Annotated in this window: 15 protein-coding genes and 1 pseudogene; 9 read left to right on the forward strand and 7 right to left on the reverse strand. The window is 46.3% G+C overall.

Going from position 1 to position 16,787, the window contains the following annotated elements; all coding sequences use genetic code 11:
- Positions 1-164: 164 nt before the first annotated feature.
- Positions 165-1,634 carry a 4-hydroxy-3-polyprenylbenzoate decarboxylase gene (gene ubiD, locus SVI_RS18510; RefSeq protein ID WP_013053184.1) on the forward strand — a complete coding sequence of 490 codons (1,470 nt, stop codon included), beginning with the start codon at positions 165-167 and terminating at the stop codon, positions 1,632-1,634.
- 191 nt (positions 1,635-1,825) lie between these two features.
- Positions 1,826-2,536, forward strand: coding sequence for an NAD(P)H-flavin reductase (gene fre, locus SVI_RS18515; RefSeq protein ID WP_013053185.1), 711 nt, complete (start codon positions 1,826-1,828; stop codon positions 2,534-2,536).
- A gap of 391 nt (positions 2,537-2,927) precedes the next feature.
- On the opposite strand, the gene nhaC is transcribed toward fre, so the two are convergent.
- Complete coding sequence (gene nhaC, locus SVI_RS18520; protein WP_172634446.1) at positions 2,928-4,421, reverse strand: Na+/H+ antiporter NhaC; 1,494 nt, start codon at positions 4,419-4,421, stop codon at positions 2,928-2,930.
- 219 nt (positions 4,422-4,640) lie between these two features.
- Entirely contained in the window at positions 4,641-7,040 is a 2,400-nt protein-coding gene (locus tag SVI_RS18525; RefSeq protein ID WP_157608729.1) for an aminotransferase class III-fold pyridoxal phosphate-dependent enzyme, read from the reverse strand.
- A gap of 160 nt (positions 7,041-7,200) precedes the next feature.
- On the opposite strand from SVI_RS18525, the gene SVI_RS18530 reads away from it, so the two are divergent.
- The 4 genes from SVI_RS18530 (at position 7,201) to SVI_RS18540 (ending at position 10,637) form a co-directional block, all read left to right on the forward strand.
- Complete coding sequence (locus tag SVI_RS18530) at positions 7,201-8,304, forward strand: saccharopine dehydrogenase (protein ID WP_013053189.1); 1,104 nt, start codon at positions 7,201-7,203, stop codon at positions 8,302-8,304.
- A 24-nt stretch (positions 8,305-8,328) separates the two neighbouring features.
- Positions 8,329-9,489 carry a saccharopine dehydrogenase family protein gene (locus SVI_RS18535; protein ID WP_013053190.1) on the forward strand — a complete coding sequence of 387 codons (1,161 nt, stop codon included), beginning with the start codon at positions 8,329-8,331 and terminating at the stop codon, positions 9,487-9,489.
- A 144-nt stretch (positions 9,490-9,633) separates the two neighbouring features.
- A complete protein-coding gene (locus SVI_RS21615; RefSeq protein WP_157608730.1) occupies positions 9,634-9,882 on the forward strand; it encodes a hypothetical protein in 249 nt (82 codons plus the stop codon).
- 176 nt (positions 9,883-10,058) lie between these two features.
- Positions 10,059-10,637 (forward strand): nucleoside triphosphate pyrophosphohydrolase family protein, encoded by a 579-nt coding sequence (locus SVI_RS18540; RefSeq protein WP_013053191.1) that lies wholly within the window; start codon positions 10,059-10,061, stop codon positions 10,635-10,637.
- A 357-nt stretch (positions 10,638-10,994) separates the two neighbouring features.
- Here the strand turns inward: SVI_RS18540 and SVI_RS21755 are convergent, their stop codons facing one another.
- The 4 genes and pseudogenes from SVI_RS21755 to SVI_RS18560 form a co-directional block, all read right to left on the reverse strand.
- On the reverse strand, positions 10,995-11,369 hold the full coding sequence (locus tag SVI_RS21755; RefSeq protein WP_013053192.1) for a hypothetical protein: 375 nt from the start codon (positions 11,367-11,369) through the stop codon (positions 10,995-10,997).
- A 100-nt stretch (positions 11,370-11,469) separates the two neighbouring features.
- The gene (locus tag SVI_RS18550; protein ID WP_013053193.1) at positions 11,470-12,051 is read right to left on the reverse strand and encodes a hypothetical protein; all 582 of its coding nucleotides are present in this window, start codon (positions 12,049-12,051) and stop codon (positions 11,470-11,472) included.
- Between the two features lie 490 nt (positions 12,052-12,541).
- A pseudogene (locus SVI_RS18555) lies at positions 12,542-13,255 on the reverse strand (NAD(P)H-dependent flavin oxidoreductase); the annotation flags it as partial.
- A 215-nt stretch (positions 13,256-13,470) separates the two neighbouring features.
- Positions 13,471-14,451 (reverse strand): hypothetical protein, encoded by a 981-nt coding sequence (locus tag SVI_RS18560; protein WP_013053195.1) that lies wholly within the window; start codon positions 14,449-14,451, stop codon positions 13,471-13,473.
- Between the two features lie 91 nt (positions 14,452-14,542).
- Here SVI_RS18560 and SVI_RS21620 point away from each other — a divergent pair, with 91 nt between their 5' ends.
- From SVI_RS21620 to SVI_RS18570, 3 genes are read left to right on the forward strand one after another with little or no spacing between them, the layout of a single operon-like run.
- Positions 14,543-14,731 carry a hypothetical protein gene (locus tag SVI_RS21620; protein ID WP_157608731.1) on the forward strand — a complete coding sequence of 63 codons (189 nt, stop codon included), beginning with the start codon at positions 14,543-14,545 and terminating at the stop codon, positions 14,729-14,731.
- Positions 14,716-15,168, forward strand: coding sequence for a hypothetical protein (locus SVI_RS18565; protein WP_013053197.1), 453 nt, complete (start codon positions 14,716-14,718; stop codon positions 15,166-15,168). Before SVI_RS21620 ends, SVI_RS18565 begins: the two co-directional genes overlap by 16 nt.
- Positions 15,158-15,592 carry a hypothetical protein gene (locus tag SVI_RS18570; protein ID WP_041420092.1) on the forward strand — a complete coding sequence of 145 codons (435 nt, stop codon included), beginning with the start codon at positions 15,158-15,160 and terminating at the stop codon, positions 15,590-15,592. Before SVI_RS18565 ends, SVI_RS18570 begins: the two co-directional genes overlap by 11 nt.
- Positions 15,593-15,730: 138 nt before the next feature.
- Here the strand turns inward: SVI_RS18570 and SVI_RS18575 are convergent, their stop codons facing one another.
- Positions 15,731-16,315, reverse strand: a complete 585-nt coding sequence (locus SVI_RS18575; protein WP_013053199.1) for a YeeE/YedE thiosulfate transporter family protein — start codon at positions 16,313-16,315, stop codon at positions 15,731-15,733.
- Positions 16,316-16,787: the final 472 nt, after the last annotated feature.

Consider the following 16,787-nt stretch of genomic DNA (forward strand, 5'->3'; position numbering starts at 1 on the left):
TGCAATTGGTATTACACCTGTTGAAGCGCTATTTAAACGTCATCATAATTAACCCCTTGCTTAACTAATTAATATCTTTCTCTATATAAAGTTAAGCAGTTAAACATGCGTACTAAAAATGCTATAGTGCGCGCCATATCACATTTTTATGGCAGCAAGTATCAATGAGTTTTAAGGATCTGCGCAGTTTTATCACACACCTGGAAAGCCAGGGTGAACTAAAGCGTATCAGCCATCCCGTCGACCCTCATCTTGAGATGACGGAGATTTCCGACCGAGTGCTTCGTGCCAAAGGTCCAGCTCTGCTGTTCGAGAATCCCGTCGGCAACGATATGCCTGTACTGGCTAATCTTTTCGGCACACCTAAACGTGTCGCCATGGCATTGGGTAAGGAAGATCCTCTAGCACTGCGTGAAGTCGGCGAACTGCTGGCCTTCCTTAAAGAGCCTGAGCCACCTCGCGGCTTCAAAGATGCTGTCTCTAAGCTGCCTAAATTCAAGCAAGCCTTGAATATGCCACCTAAGACAGTGCGTAATCCTCCTTGTCAGCAAGTGGTTAAAACAGGTGATGAAGTAGACCTGACTAAGCTGCCAATTCAACACTGTTGGCCAGGAGATGCTGCTCCTCTAGTGACTTGGGGATTGACCATCACTAAGGGCCCTCGCAAAGAACGGCAGAATCTGGGTATCTACCGCCAGCAATTGCTAGGTAAAGATAAGTTGATTATGCGCTGGCTAGATCATCGTGGCGGTGCATTAGACTTTAAAGATTTTAAAGAGAAACACCCAGGCGAACGCTACCCAGTTGTCGTGGCATTAGGTGCAGATCCGGTAACTATCTTAGCTGCGGTAACGCCAATACCAGATTCCATGAGTGAATATGCCTTCGCAGGCTTGCTCCGCGGTGAGCGCACCCAAGTCTGTAAAGCCTTAAGCTGTGACTTAGAAGTGCCAGCCACCAGCGAAATCATCTTAGAAGGCTATATCGACCCAGAAGAGATGGCCGAAGAAGGCCCTTATGGTGATCATACAGGATATTACAACGAGACAGATAAATTCCCTGTCTTCACAGTGACCCATATCACCCACAGAAAAGATGCCATTTACCATAGCACCTACACAGGCCGTCCACCGGATGAACCAGCCATGTTAGGTGTGGCACTCAATGAAATATTTGTGCCTATCCTGCGCAAGCAGTACCCGGAGATCATAGATTTTTATCTACCCCCCGAAGGCTGCTCTTATCGCATGGCAGTTATCTCTATTCGTAAAGAGTACCCGGGTCATGCTAAACGCGTAATGATGGGTGCTTGGTCCTTCCTGCGTCAGTTTATGTATACCAAGTTCATCATAGTCGTGGACGAAGATGTTAACTGTCGTGACTGGAACGATGTTATCTGGGCTATAACCACACGTATGGATCCGAAACGCGATACCGTGATGATAGAGAATACACCTATCGACTATCTTGATTTTGCTTCCCCGGTCACAGGACTAGGCTCTAAGATGGGCATGGACGCGACGAACAAGTGGCCAGGCGAAACTGATCGTGAATGGGGCACACCTATCGTGATGGATAAAGCTGTAAAACAGAAAGTCGATGATATGTGGGCCGACTTAGGCTTAGATACTTAAGCAGCGGTTTGGGCTTTAAGCCAAACTGCTGGCATCTAGGCTATTTCCCGCTTAATCTGCCGGAAATGACTATGATTAATGTATCTGTTTTAACTTGGTTATACAGCAAGTGCTCTTAACCAATTTATACTGTTAACTTCGAACAATAAAATAGTAAAACTCCCGCAGAGTGGGGTCGAAAAGGACGTTAGATGAACACCATAAGTTGTAAAATCGAAACTGTTACCCCATTCAATGATGCGGTTTATCAAATAATTCTAAAACCTGAAACAGCGTTCGACTTCAAAGCCGGTCAGTACCTCTGTGTTGTCATGGGTGAGAAAGATAAACGCCCATTCTCAATTGCTTCCGCACCGAATGCAGAATATATCGAACTGCATATCGGCGCCGCTGTTAGCGAAAGCTACCCTATGCAGGTAGTCGAGCGCATGAAAGAGTGCTTGGCAAACGATGGGCTGATTGAAATTGAAGCACCAGGCGGTGAAGCTTACCTTCGTCACGAGAGCCAACGTCCGAGATTACTCATCGCCGGTGGCACTGGATTCTCTTATATCAAGAGTATCGTCGAAGGGCAGATTGCACTTGGGCAGAAGATCGAAACCACCCTTTATTGGGGTTGTCGCAACGCCGATGCCATGTATTACGAGACAATAGCCCGTGAATGGCACGATGCCCATCCCTGGTTGCATTTCGTTCCTGTACTGGAAGAAGCGGGCGGAGATTGGAAAGGTAAGAAGGCTAACCTGTTAGCCCAGATCAAGACCGACTTCGTTAGCTTGCATGGTTATGATATCTATATTGCCGGCCGTTTCGACATGGTGGGTGCAGCCAGAGAAGTCTTCCGCGCCATAGGGGTAGAGGAAGAGCATCTCTACGGTGATGCGTTTGCATTTATAAAGTAAAACAGAACAATGTCGCTACTAGGCCGTTCACGCGCTCACCGCTAGACGGCTGAAAACGCCTTCGAGGACGCCAACAAGTTGGCTACGAGAAACACTAACAAGCCGACAAGTTTTTATCCTTATCAATTTGTTATCCTTCCTAGGTTCTAAGCGCTAGAACCTAGGAACTCCTCTATAACCCAAGTCCTTCATCTTTACTCCAGATGGCAATATCGCCCTTCAGATACGCATTCCAAATCTTAGTATTTTCATCCTTATAGATACGATAATAAAGCACTTGGAGGAGATGGATTACGGGGGGATTACAGAGGGAAATATATTGCAGGCTTAAGCACCTAGACCAGTCTGTTGCAAACCGATTGGTCTAAGCGCTAATGTCTAAAAACCTTGTTTACGCACTCACCTCTTCGAGAGCTGGCATATCTTCTAGCTTCTCTATCTTAAAGTTGAAGTAAGCATAGGTGCCACTGACTAAGGGGCAGACTAAGTTAAAGATGGCATAAGGAAGGTAGGCTATGGTGGCGACACCTAATGTACTGGCCATGTATGCACCACAAGTATTCCATGGCACGAGTGGGCTGGTGATGGTTGCAGAATCTTCCAGAGCACGACTCAAGTTAACTGCCGCAAGGCCGCGCTTAGTATATTCAATCTTCAACATACGTCCCGGCAAGATGATGGCGATAAACTGATCTGCAGTGATAAGGTTGGCACCGATACAGGTCGCCAAAGTAGTAATTATCAGGCTACCGCTAGAAGTCACTAAGCCAAGAATACTCTGCAATATACGCTTAAGCAGACCGGTAACTTCCATAATACCGCCGAATGCCATGGCGCAAAGGATCAACCACACAGTATTCATCATCTTGCTCATGCCACCTCTACTGAGCAGGCTATCGAGCACTTCATCGCCAGTATTGGCCACATAGCCATCGAACATGGCAGTCCAGATCCCTTTAACCATGGCTACAATTGGCGGCAAGCTATCATCATTGGCAAAAGCTATGATGCCATCAAACTGGAATAGGGCCGCGCAACACGCACCTGCGAGAGTACCGAGAATGACAGTGGGAAAAGCGGGGACTTTCTTATACGCCAACACCAATACCACCAGCAGGGGTAACAAGAGGTGAGCGCCAGGATTAAACTGAGTTTGCAGTAGATCCATGGTCAATTGTAGATCACTCGCCTCGCCGCTGGCCTCACTGGTGAAACCTAATATCAAGAAGCCTATCATGGCGATGATAATGCTCGGCACTGTGGTCCATACCATGTGACGAATATGACTGAATATATCGGTTCCCGCTACCGCAGGAGCCAGATTAGTAGTATCGGACATGGGCGACATCTTATCGCCAAAATAGGCACCACTGATGATGGCACCGGCAGTTATCTCCACACTTAATCCCATGGCTGCAGCAACGCCAACCAAGGCGATACCTAAAGTACCAGCCACAGTCCATGAACTGCCTATACTCAGGGCAACGACGGCACATAAGAGACAAGATGCGGCATAAAAATATTCAGGATTGAGCACCAACATGCCGTAATAGATCATGGTCGGCACTGTACCCGCGAGTATCCAAGTGCCGATCAAAGATCCCACGGCAAATAAGATCAACAAGGCACCAGTAGCCACGCCGACACTCTTGACGATCCCCGCTTCCATCTCCTTCCAGCTATAGCCATTCTTCACGCCTATCACTAAGGCAATACAGGCGGCCATGATAAGAGCGATCTGGTTTGCTCCATAAGAGCTGTCAGACGAGTACAGGTAGACGGCACCAGCCAGCATAAGCACTAGGGCAAAGATGGGAATGAGGGCGTCGAACAGGCTGGGGAGCTTGTGGGTGTTTGGTTGGGGATCTGATGTCGAGGTCATCATTTGTTCCTTGTGGTTATGTATTCTCAGGCCCAACTAGATCGATAAACGAATACCATTCATCCGATGGTTTATTCTTAGTCCGGGTCGAACATAGTTACATAAAATTAACAATGAGATCCAGATCACATAATCTGTGAGCGTGGACCTCAAGTAGACTGTCTAGGCTTCCCTGCCTAGCTAACGCCTAAATATTCAACCACAAGGGTAAATACCCACTAGTTATGCATTTAAATGAGATAACCCCAGAACAAACTGGCTGATAAAATAATCGACATTATCTTTATTAAAAACCATTGGCGGCTTAATTTTAAGCACATTACTGAAAGGGCCGTCGAGGCTGAGCAAGATATTACGTGACTTAAACCACTCGATTAAGGCTTGGGCTTCTTGGGTCGCCGGGGTCAAATTTTCATCCTTCACCAGCTCAACACCGATAAATAAACCTAGCCCCCTGACGTCGCCTATGATGTCGAACTCTTGCTGTAACTTAACCAGACACTGCTGCATATAGTCGCCGGTATCCTGGGCATTTAGCATAAGGTTGTCAGCCTTTATGGTATCGAGTACCGCCTTGCCGATAGCACATGAAACTGGGTTGCCACCGAAGGTATTGAAGTATTCCATGCCAGTCACGAAGGCCGCGGCTATCTCTTTAGTGGTGACCACTGCCGCCATGGGATGACCATTACCGATAGGCTTGCCTAAGGTGACAATATCCGGCACCACACCTTGGGTCTCAAATGCCCACCAATGAGTGCCTACACGCCCGAAGCCCACCTGCACTTCATCGGCAATACAGACCCCTCCGGCCGCGCGCACCGCTTGATAAACGGCGTCAAGATAACCACTTGGCATAATCAAGTTGCCGCCAACACCCTGCAAAGACTCACAGATATAACCGCCTAACTGCTTACCCTCTCGTTGTAACTTGCTAATCACCTGCTGCACCGGCTCGGCGTAGGCAAGGCCAGACTCTACTGACATGCCTTTATGCGGGCCGCGATAGGGATCTGGCACAGGCACTATATGAATATGCTCCGCCGCCCCTTCACCTCCCGGGCCATTAAACTTGTAGGGACTGATCTCAATCGCCTTGTTGGTATTGCCGTGATAAGCACCATCCACCACCACAAGTTCATCGGATTGCGTCTTACAGCGCATCAAACGCATGGCCAGTTCGTTAGCCTCGCTGCCTGAGTTGACGAACATGACCACTGACAGAGACTCGGGAAAGGTGTCCAATAAGGTCTGGCTATAATCGAGTATATTGTCATTGAGATAACGGGTATTGGTGTTAAGTTTGGCCATTTGTGCCTGTCCGGCAGCAACCACAGCTGGATGACAGTGACCCACATGACAGACATTATTGACCATGTCTAAGTAAGCAATATTGTTTTCATCCAGTAGAAACTGCCCCTGGCCGCGCTCGATAATTAACGGCTGCTCATAAGAGACACTCAAGGTCTTAAATAAGCGCTTGGCTCTCTGGCTGAGAATGTCTCTGCGTCGCTCAGATGAGGCGTTATCAGCGCCGCTTTCACCGGACTCATTTACCGGTAAGCAGCTAGCTTGTGCCCCTTTATTTGGTGTCAGACATAGGCGCTGCAACTCAAAGCCGACGCTCTTGGCATCCAGTTTAAGCAAGCTAATTATGGCTGCCCAGGCAGGTTCAGCCGTCACCAAAAGGTATTCATTATCCGGCTCGGTAAGAATGGCTTCGGAAGAATTACACACACTGACCGCTAAGCGCGCGGCAATCAGCGGCAGCAAGACCCAGAGTTCGGCGCCATTAAGCGGGCGCTGCTGGTGATAAGCCAAGGTTATGGCCTGGATGATTGTCAGCGGCGAATCTGAGCCTAAGATGGCATAGGCACAGGCGATGGCCAGCTCATTGATTTGATGGCTATGCACCATGTCACCAAAATCTATCAAGCCTATCACCTCAGCATCTAAGCTAGCGCTGGTGAGTAACAGGTTATAGTCATTCACATCATTGTGGATCACCCCCTGTGGCAATTCATCCATGAAAGGGATCACCTGTTGCTCGAACCCAGATAGAATCTTTAGTACTTGCTGTCGCTGGCTCTGATCTGTGATTAAGCCCACCTTAGACTCGATGACAGATTTTGCATGCTTAAGATCCCAATCGAAATGCCGTGAAGCAGCGCTATGGGAGAAACCTTGTAGACTAAGATCTAGCTTACCTAACAAGGTACCAAGCTGACTATAATGATGGCCTGTCAGGGCTTTATGGTCACAATAGAAGACGCCGGGCACATAGCTAAGCAGACGCATAGGTCTCGGCCTGCCATGTCCATCTTTTAAGGCCGTGATTTCATTACCTGCCAGATTTTTTATCACCTCAGGTAACTGGTAGGCCAGCTCTTGTCCGTTGAGATAATTCATCACCGCATTTTGCATATCCAACTCGGCCAAAGACTCGTCGGCATTGGCAATTTTGAGGATAAAACGTTTGCCCTGTGTATCAGTCAGTAAAAAATTGAGATCCACATAACCAGGCAATGATTTCACCTCTACCGTCATGTGGAAATGTTCCTCTACCAACGCCTTCACAGTGGATGGTGAATATTCAACGACCTTAGTTTTCAACTCTTGCATTGCCATTCTGCCTCTGGTTTCTTCACTTAAGCTGTGATGTTAATCTTGTGTAAATATGGATATTGTATACACTAACTGTTTTTCAATAGCAATTTATCTAATCGTCTCTGAAGAGATGTAAACCTTAGTAGTCAGAGAGACTTGTAGGAGAGCCAGCGGTATGAAAAAAGCCCATATTTGGTTACGTGCAGAATCTAAACCCTTAGAAGAACGCATTGCCCTAACCCCGAATGTCGCCCAGAAGCTATTGCAGGCGGGGTTCAAGATCACAGTCGAAGAGTCCCCCCTCAGCGCCATTCCAGCCCAAGCCTACCAAGAGATAGGTTGTGACGTAATGCCGGCTCAAAGCTGGCAACAAGCCCCAAAAGACACCATCATCTTGGGCCTCAAGGAGCTGAGTGAAAATAATTGGCCCCTAGTACATCGCCATATTCATTTCGCTCATGTGTATAAAGAACAACAAGGCTGGCAAGATGTACTGCGCCGTTTTAAGACAGGCGAAGGCGAGCTATACGATCTAGAATATCTGGTGGATGACAATAACCGCCGAGTGGCCGCCTTCGGTTACTGGGCAGGATTTGCCGGTGCAGCCGTGGCTCTGAAGGCATTCGGTAAGCGTCAGCAAGTCGCTAATAATGCCTCTACGCAAGACAGCCAGTCGGTACTGGCCCCTTTGACTTCCATGCCAAGCAAGCAGGCACTGGTCGATGATGTGGCCAAGTCACTGAGCACGCTAGCACGCCCACCTAAGGTATTAGTGATTGGCGCTAAGGGCCGAAGCGGACGCGGCGCCGTAGAAATGGCCGAGAGTGTAGGCGCTGAGGTTACCCAGTGGGACATGGCCGAGACTAAAATAGGTGGCCCCTTCGAAGCCATCTTAGATTTTGATGTGCTGGTCAACTGTGTATTCGTACAAGAAGCGCTGCCGCCGTTTATTACCTTGCCTATGCTCGAGACCAATGGCATAGAACCAAGGCGTCTGACAATTATCTGTGATGTCAGCTGCGATCCATACGGCACTTACAACCCCTTGCCTATCTACTCAAGCTGTACCACATTCGATAAGCCGTGCCTGCGCATCATAGAAGGGGATAATCCCGTCGACTTGATCGCCATTGATCACTTACCCTCACTGCTGCCGGTGGAGAGTAGTGAAGATTTCTGCCAACAACTGCTGCCACATCTACTGCAGCTGGACGATCTCAATCTAGGCGTGTGGCAAAAAGCCAATCAAATATTTACCGATAAGCTCAGTCAGGTATAACAACTACATTAAGAGATAATAAACATGCAAACAGTACATTGGTTAGGTGCAGGACTCTCGTCACTGCCGGGAATACGCAAGGTCGCACAATCGGGTCAAAAGATGGTCCTATGGAACCGCACCTTAGCTAAGGCCGATCAAGCGGTTGCCAGCTTAGGCATTAAGGTCCCTACCAAGCAGTTAGATTGGCTAGCTCTGGAAACCGATATTCAAGCTGGCGATCTGGTGATCTCCATGTTGCCCGGCACCTTACATGTCCAAGTCGCCGAGCTATGTCTTGGGCAGAAGGCCCATTTCGTTTCCAGCAGCTATGTATCTCCAGAAATGCAGGCCTTGCACGATAAAGCCAAGAGTTTAAACCTCAGCTTCGTCAACGAAGTGGGACTGGACCCTGGACTCGATCATCTGTTGGCCCACGCCTTGATCGCCGAATATCAGGCATCGGATAAATTCGACAAGCAAAACCAGCACAGCTTCCGCTCTTACTGTGGTGGCTTCCCTAAGGTCGCCAACGACTTTAGATATAAGTTTTCCTGGTCACCACTGGGCGTACTAAAAGCCCTCAAGTCTCCGGCCCAATGGACCCAAGACGGCGAAATAAAGCGTACTGAGAAACCTTGGCTCGCCCTGTCTAGCTTTGATATGCGTATGAGCGATGCCAGCCTAGAGACCTTCCAGGCCTATCCAAACCGAGATTCTATCCCGTTTCAGCAACAATATGGCTTAACAGACGAGTGGAACATTGAAGAATTTGTTCGCGGCACACTGCGTCTAAACGGCTGGTCTGATGCCTGGAGTGAGCTATTTACCGAAGTCGATAATGCGGTAGGTGATGCCGGCATGGCCCGTTTAGCCGAGCTCAGTGATGGACTCTGGGATAAACACCAATATGATAAGGGTGAAGCCGATCGCGTGGTGCTATCGGTTGAGCTAGAAGTCAAAGACCCTCAAGGTAAGCAGACAATCTGGCATTCGAGCTATGGCATGGATCAAGCCGGTGACGAGCGCGGCTCGGCCATGGCCCGTCTGGTTTCTCTCACAGTGGCTATCGCCATCGAATCTTTAGTCGCCGGTGAGCTGGCTATCGGTGTCTCTCCGGCTCCACACGATGAGAAGACAGTGACCAAGTGGCTTAATGAGCTGGATAAGATGAATGAGAAGGTATTCCGTCATCAGCTGGTCTAGTTAACTGCCACAGAAATTAGTCAACTAGAGTTCATTGTCGAAATATATCCACGACAAAAGGAAGCATATTTATGCTTCCTTGAACAACTCAACTAAATAATCTAATGTTGAATTATATTGAATCGTTTAAAGGGAATTGACGCAATGGTATCGACTAGAAATCTCCATCACTTACAAATCAAGTCAACGAGTCTCACATTAATTTCAATTGTGCTCTCTTTCTTCATCACTGGCTGTTCGAGTCATCATGCTCAGTCAACCTCTATGGATTTAAGCACAGAGATTTTCAAGGCTCAACAACGAAGAGAGTCCAGTACCCCAGCTCCATTGCGGGATGGTAAAGTCACCCATCAGGATGTCGCTAGCGGAGTGCTCAGCAGCATAATCAATTAAGTTTGCCAAAAAAATATATGGCTAACTACTCGTCGAGTATCAATTTTCATTTGTTATGCAAGCGAGTCCTCTTCAGTTCGCTTTATTTTGCGCTGCCATTAACTTAGAATCACCGCCATTCGAGTTATCTCAACTCAACCCTAATGACAGAAAGCTCAGGCTTCAAGGCAGAATCAATGAAACTTACCGCACTCACTCAGCCACTCTACGATCATCTTTATAGTGACATCCTCCAGTTTCGCTCTACTTTCGATTTGCCAAGCGAAGATGAAAGCACATTGGATGACAAGGCCGACACATTGCACACTTCATTGGCCATCGAAGAGCTGACCGAGCTTGCCGAAGCTGACAGCCGCATGGAGCAGGCCGACGCCATCGTCGATTCTGTCTATGTATTAATGGGCCGTCAGGTTCACTTAGGTGCAACTCAAGTCAGTGACCGCATGGAAATCAGCTATGTTATCGACCTGTTGCTACACGTGGCCAAGAATCGCGAAATCGACTTCATCACCTGTTGGGACGAAGTTCACTCAAGTAACATGAGCAAGGTTTGCCGCAACGAGAAAGAGCTTGCAGAGACTATCGAGTTTTACGCCAAGCAAGGCGTCGAGATCGTCGGCAGCACTAAGGGCGACTTCATCATAGCTAAGTGCGCTAAAGATGTAGATATGGCGGGTAAAATCGTACGCCAAGGTAAGGTGCTAAAGTCGGTATATTACCGTCCGGCAGATCTGGCAAAGCTCGTTAAAGCGTAACGTTCCTGAAAACGTTAGTTTCATTTTTTTGGATTGCTGATGTCTGGTGGATTATCTCTTCGTAGATAGGTCATTGCACATCACTAGTCTTAAACTTTAAAGCACTTCGTTTGGAGTGCTTTTTTGTTTTCTTACGGTTTCAATTTTCATATTGGGTTATTGAATTGAAAACCATAGCTTCATTGGTATTTATTACCTGCGGTACGCTTAAGTGCAAACACTTCTGCGACACGCCGCAAGCACGCTCCCTGTGGGCTCTGCGACAGCGTCCTTGCTGTCGAAGGTCACAGCCGCGTTCACACCAGATGAATTATCTCTTCGAAGTAAGTTTACTGATGTCTATAACTGGCACGGAATTTATAAGTTTTCCCAAACTAGCCAGATAACATGACTGATTTTAGGAAGGTACATCAAAAGCCTCATCAAGAACTGGAGTTTAAAATCACACTTATCAAATCCTTGGTTCAAAAAGGCCTTCACTAATTTATTCTGCTGCTGCTCAGGTAGCTGACCACTTAGCCATAGCCCGAACAAGGGAAGGTTAATATACGTCTGATTACCCATCACCCTGTGACAACGGCTTAACCCCACATTGTTATCTGGTTTATTGAATAACACCCGAAACTGCTGTTGGGTGAATTGTGGGTAAAACTGAATAAGCTTTGTCACTGTCTGCCAGTTGCTTAAATCCACTGCGTAATGAGTGATTAAGGTTGAATTGAAAATAGTCATGCTCTGCTCTCCGTACTGTTGATGTTTCTGAATAAGTACGAAAATACAGTCAATGAGAGATTAAGGTAATGACTGTGCTAACACGCATAGTCCTATTTTTTCAAAACGAAAACTTTAAATCCCCCCACCTAAATTCAAATACTGTATCGCCAGCTGGACTAAGTAATCTATTGGCTTCAAGTTGATGAAAATAATTGGCATTAAGAATCCCTAAGCTAAATATATGACTGGTTTTAACATAAACTTTATCTGCTATATCGACTTCTTTTACTATTCGATTTATCTGTGCACCATCCATATCTAGTAGGTTTTCTAGATCAGAAAATCTTAAACTTTCTTCATCCTTTACAAAATCCTTTAGACAAGCAATCGCAGCTTTGGTATTCCTGCTAAAACTCCCTTTTTTCCTACCTTCAATTCCTGCTAATGATGAACCACCTTCTGCATATTCCAGCAAGCACTTCATCGCTAGCCTTTTCATATCAGATTCACTTTTAACTAGCCCATTAGTCGCATCTTCTAATGACTTGAAACCTCCTACTTTTTCAGACCATTCATCTCCTAGTTCTCGGTATTCACTTACTTGCTGACATGCATTTAATCTCCACTCTCTACCATTCGCCATATCAGATGCATAGCTGAGAATTAATGCTCTTTTTTCTCGTTTAAGTTCATTCGACATTATGTACCACTCTCCTGTAATACCATTAGCTCAAGCAACATTCTTACTTCACATATAGATAATTGTAATTATTTATAATTTCAGTGTGTTTTCTCCAGAGAGCACATCTAAAACTACAAAACTAATTTGTTTTCAAATTCGGCTGTAGGTTACAACAGTTCCCCGTTGGAAGTTGCCGAAATATGCAGATGAAAATGCTGTAGAACCATCATGGATGATGGTTCAGGCTCGGGGGTACATGGATGTAGCATCTGAGCCGTTAGGCTATTTTTATTGGAGTATGAGGCCCGTACTCAATGCATGTAACTTCGCCGGGGCGTTATGGTGGTTCCAAGGAGGGCGAGGACGAGCAGTCCTCCTTGGTCGGGTGTGGGTTGAAGACCCACGATTTTAGTTATTAGACGAAGTCTAATTATAAAGCCCAAGCGCAGCTTGGTTATCTAATACATTTACCAACTTTGGGTAAGTCAAAGTAGCTGACGAAGTTTAACTATACTTCCACACCTCTGGCTAGCTCTAAGGTTAGTTCCGCTGCGGAGATCTCTTTGCAGCCAATGGTATTTTGGCCACACCAGAGCGGAGAAAAATCGCTAGAGCCTTGGGCTTCGGCTGCTTGTCTGATGGCTGTTATCGCAGTGGCGGCGTGGGGGAATTCTGGGGCTAGTTCACTTATGGGGCCAAGCTCTTGTATGACCCGGTTGACGATGCCACGAGCCGGTTTGCCAGAGAACAGGTTGGTAATGACGGTTTTATGTGAGCGGTTACTCTTGATGGCTTGCCTGTGTAGCGTGCTAGTGTTGGTTTCATCACACAGCAGATAAGCGGTGCCAACTTGCACCGCCGCGGCGCCGAGTGAGAGAGCCGCGCTAACGTCTTTGGCATCGCTGATGCCGCCTGTCGCTATCACTGGCAGGCTGACTCGCGCCAGTATTTGTTGCAGCAGTGAGTAGGTACTCACCTGCAGACCAAGCTCCTGTGACAGGAACATGCCCCTGTGACCACCAGCTTCCAAGCCTTGAGCTATGATGCCGTCGACACCATTGGCTTCTAACCACAGGGCTTCCTCCAGAGTCGTCGCAGTGCTTAGCACAGTCGCGCCCCAGGCTTTCACCCGTGCGAGCAGGGCTTTTTCCGGCAGACCGAAGTGGAAGCTCACCACTTGAGGTCGAAACTCCTCCAGAATATCTGCGACGGTATCGCTGTAGAAATTAACCAAGCCACCCATTCTTAATTCCTCCAATTCAAAGCTCTAAAATTCCAGCCTCACTCTCACTAACTCAACATGATTTACGTTTATGAGCTCCAACTGTGTAGTTAATGACTCTGGATATCTCAATATCAGTCCAAAATCCGAGAAACACGCAGCAAGAATGCCGAACTTAAGTTCGGTTTGCCATTTCCATTAAAATAGATGTGTAACTAGGCGCTATCTAGCCATCGATGACAGTTAGCCGCCCCTTGCCGGCGCTTTCTATCTAAGTGTTCGCAGTAGGCATCTAACTCTTGAAGGGTTCCTACTGGACCTTTAAATAGTCGGCTGAATTCAGTGGTGAGTTTTAGCCAATTCGCTTGAGGAATGTTGAGTCTATCGAGTATCAGTTGTGATGTCTGGCTAATGGCACCACGCTTGTCGGCTCTAACTATTCGCCCAGTATCATCAACCAGTTGTAAGTAATCTTTAGCACTGAACATCAGTCCTTTTGGCATATCCTTGCGTTCATTACCCACAAATGGCAGTAGTGACTTAGGCTGTTCTCCATTACAAGCTGCAGTTATACGTCGCTGAATGCTGGTGAAGTCTGAGGTTTCAGGTGTTGCGGCCATCTTGGCGCGGATTGGATTGAGGTCTACATAAGCCATGCAGGCCAGGACAGCGGCCTCATCCAATAGGGCTTGGGACTTGAACCTCCCCTCCCAAAATCTCCCTGTACAGTTATCTTCCTTGTTGGCCTGTCTCGCAATGGGTTCATTGAGGCAGCGCATAAACCAAGAGATATCACTTAATCGACTTCGGTATTGAGCAATTGAATGCTTTAAGGCTTTAACTTCAAAGCTTTCAACTAACTCCCCCTTAGCAAACTTCTGCGTAACTTCAGTCCCTTTAAACAGCTGATGCCAATGCGCTACCACTTCTTTATCTGTCCAGCTATTGGCCTCAAAAATATCGACCCTAAGCACTAAATGCAGGTGGTTAGACATAACAACATAAGCCGCCACATCTATCGCAAAAATTTGAGCGAGTTCAAGTATCCTAGACTCAACCCACTCACGCCGATGCTCGTATGACTTACCTGAGTATCTATCGACTCCCGTAAGCCACGCCATGCGAATACATCTAGAAATACAGTGGTAGAAAGGCGTATCTTCAATGCTAATCAATGTGCTTCTTGGTCTGGCCATAGCAACCTCAATCCAACAGAGAGAACTTAAGCTTAGTCAGAGCTGAACTATCCATCAAGAATTATGGGTGGCCATGTTATTGGAGGATGTAATGTTCGCAATTAGCTGTGGGTGGCTCTATTTAACTCAAGGTGGCGGGAGTCTCAAGGCATCACAGGTGTTGAAAGGCACAGTGGCTTCAGCCATTATTGGTGGTACAGCATCAGTGGTCAGTGGTCAGTGGTCAGTGGCGGCAAGTTTGCTAACGGCGCGCAGATGGGGGCCATGCAGTACTTGTTGAATCAGGCGAGTAGTTGGAATTCTGGAGGGAAAAAATCATCTAGAAAAGATCGAATCAAGCAAGTGCTAGGTGAATTTAAGGCTCTTAGCATTACAGATAGTGAACTAGTGCTTGCAACACAAAAACTACAAGGGATGGAGCTAAGCGATCTTTTAGAGATATTTCCAGAGTTACAAACTGACAGTTTCGCAGAACTCCGTCTTATGCAAATGCATAAGTCACTGCATCAAGGTGGAGCTGCTTTTGACTCTGCTTTGACTATTGGATTGAAATATAAAAATGTATTTTTATCAAAAAGCGCTGTTGAATTGTTAGGGACGGGTCAATTCCTCCCCATTTTTAAGGACATTGCTAGTTTTTGGTATGCTGAACTTCCTAGAAATGATCAGAGTCAGCTAATTATAAGACGTTATGGAGAAGCTTATTTTGGTTATTAAAATTTTATTTCTGACATTAACAATACTGTTTTCTAACCTTCTATATGCTAGTAGCTATATAGAATTGTTTGGAAAGAAACTCCCTTTGCCTGATAACAGTGTAGTTAGATTACGTCTGGATGACTTTGGAGTGAAGGTGTATAGCAAAGAGAGTGGTATTGCGTTAGGGCTAATAGATGTAAATGATGAAAAGTGCAACTTTATCGATGGAGTTATTTCGGGGGAGATTAATTATGATGCTAAAATCATAAAGGATGCTGAATATATAACTAAAAATGGGAAGGTGTTACATTTTTATAGAGGTTTTTTTCCTCCTGAGGATAACCCTGAAACTTTTTGGATAATAACTGATTGCCATACGTTCATTGATATAGATGATAAATTGCTTTTTGAAATTTGGAGTCAAGAGTTATATAGCAAATGAAATAAAACAAATAAAACAAAGAAAACAAAGGGGTCAGTGTAAACTTTGTTCCACTCTGTCCCTTAACGCTTTATCTGTGAGCGCAGCGTTCCGTATTCGGTGAACCGTTAACTCGCAGCGTAGCGATCTAACAATAAGTTACTTCATCACCGCTTGCTGGAAACGGTTGCCTGCGATAGCACCACCAATCATTACCAGTAAATACACCCATCCAGATAATGAGAAGTTAGCGATAGGGGTGAACAATGCTCCCACATTACAGCCATTGGCAAAACGAGTACCAAATCCCATTAATAATCCACCTAAAGCAAAAATCGCCAGCTGTTTAGCTGAGTGGTTTAGGGTAAATGAAAACTTAAACTTACCCATAAACAACACCGCTATTAAGGTGCCTAATAAAATAGCCAAGTTTTGCACTGACACGCCATGTTCAAAAAACGGCGTGGTAAACATAGATTCAGGTCGCTGGCTTATCTCGGTAATGGTGCTTAATTCAACCCCAAAGAACATCAATCCCTTTGCGAACCAAATACCAAAGGGTGTCGACGCTCCCCAGCCTGAGCCGGTACTTGCCATCATGATGCCAAAAATAACCGCTATGACTAACGCGGTGGTGCGCATTTGCCAGAGATTAGCGAACCAGTTTTGATATGTTTCACGGCTGAATAATCTAAACGATTTATCTTCGCCGTTTTGATTGTTTTGATGTTGAATATTCTGCAATTAACCAAGCCACCCATGCTTAATTCCTCCAATTCAAAGCTCTAAAATTTCCACTCCTAGCTGCCGACTTAACATGATTTACGCCTTAATGAGATCCTGCTGAGAGTTGATGGCTCTAAATGTCTAAATATCTACTCAAAATCTAATAAATGGATCGTAGAGAATTAGCTTCTACTCCATTCAAATTTTGCTACCCATTACAGCATTCCCAGCAATGAAACCTGTCGATTATGATGCACTAGAATCTCTCTGATAACCTGCAAGTTCGATAATTCCCCGTTGGAAGTTGCCGTAAATCGTTGAAGATAATCCTGTGAAGCTGACACGACGTCAGCTTAGCTTTCGGGGGGTATGGACACCCCATCGGAAGCGTCAGGGATTATCGAATAAGATTGAGGCCCGTACTCAATGCATGTAACTTCGCCGGGGCGTTATGGTGGTTCCAAGGAGGGCGAGGACGAGCAGTCCTCCT

Source organism: Shewanella violacea DSS12 (genome assembly GCF_000091325.1).
GTDB classification, from domain to species: domain Bacteria; phylum Pseudomonadota; class Gammaproteobacteria; order Enterobacterales; family Shewanellaceae; genus Shewanella; species Shewanella violacea.